General features: G+C 77.0%; 1 pseudogene. It reads right to left on the bottom strand.

Features of this window, described 5'->3' with window-relative positions:
• Positions 1-1,081: pseudogene (locus MEICH_RS24460) on the bottom strand (DUF11 domain-containing protein); the annotation flags it as partial.

Genomic DNA, 1,081 nt, shown 5'->3' with positions numbered 1-1,081 from the left:
CGGCGGGCGCGCCGAAGGCCACGCGGGCCCGGTAGGCGTGGACGCGCTCGGCGCCGGGCTCGAGGCGGCCGGCGAACTCGGGCTTCTCCAGGGGCTCGAGCCACTCGGGGTAGGCGTCGGTGAGGGCGTAGTCGAGGGGGGCCTCCCCGCCGTTGCGCACCCGCAGGCTCACCGTGACCACCTCGCCCGGCAGCACCTTGCGGCGGTCGAGGCCGCGGCTTAGCTCGGCCTTGGGGCGCAGCACCCGCAGGGTGCTCTGGGCGGCGGCGAGCTCCTGGCCGGAGGCGTTGAGCAGCACGGCGCGGTTGGTGAGGGTGGCCCCGGCCCGGGGGGTGAGCCGGGCGGCGAGCTCGAGGGTCTGGGACTGGCCGGGAGGGAGGGTGAGGGTCTGCTCGAGGCTCTCCCCCTCCAGCCCCTCGGGCAGCACGTCGCGCAGGCGCACGGTCCCGGCCACGTCGCCGGAGTTGCCCACCCTCAGCCGGTAGGTCACGCGCTCGCCCACGGCGGCAGCCTCGGGGCCGGTCTTCTGCAGCGTGAAGGTGGCGGGCTGCAGCACCTGCAGGCCCACCTGGCGGTCCTGGCCCCACGGCGCGAGGCGGGCCACGGGGGCGAACTCGCCCTTGCACACCGCCTTCACCGTCAGGCGCAGGGTCACGGTGCGGCCGGCCGAGACCGGCGAGCTGAGGCGGGGGCTCTGCTGGGGCTCGAGGCAATCCGGCAGCTCGAGGCGCAGGTCGGCAGGGAGCAGGTCGGGGAAGGCGGTGCTCACGCGGGCCGTCAGCACGGCCTCCTCGCCCACCTGCATGGTCATGCGGTCGCTCTCGAAGGTGAGGGCGACCTCGGGGGTGACGCGGTAGCGGGCCTGGGCGGTCTGGCCGGGCTCCAGCGCGACCCGCTCGGGGCCTTCCACCCTGGCCCCGGCCAGGCGGGGCTCCAGGGCGTAGCTCCCGGCGGCGAGCTCGAGCGCGGCCCGCCCCTCGGCGAGCTGCACGCGGCTCTCCCCCACCCGCAGGCTGAGGTCGTAGGGGCGCTCGCCCGCGGGGGTCACCAGCACCGCGCTGATCTCGAGGCGGGCCGGGGC

Origin of the sequence: Calidithermus chliarophilus DSM 9957, from assembly GCF_000430045.1 — a bacterium.
Taxonomy (GTDB): domain Bacteria; phylum Deinococcota; class Deinococci; order Deinococcales; family Thermaceae; genus Calidithermus; species Calidithermus chliarophilus.
This window is presented reverse-complemented; position numbering and strand designations above follow the sequence as displayed.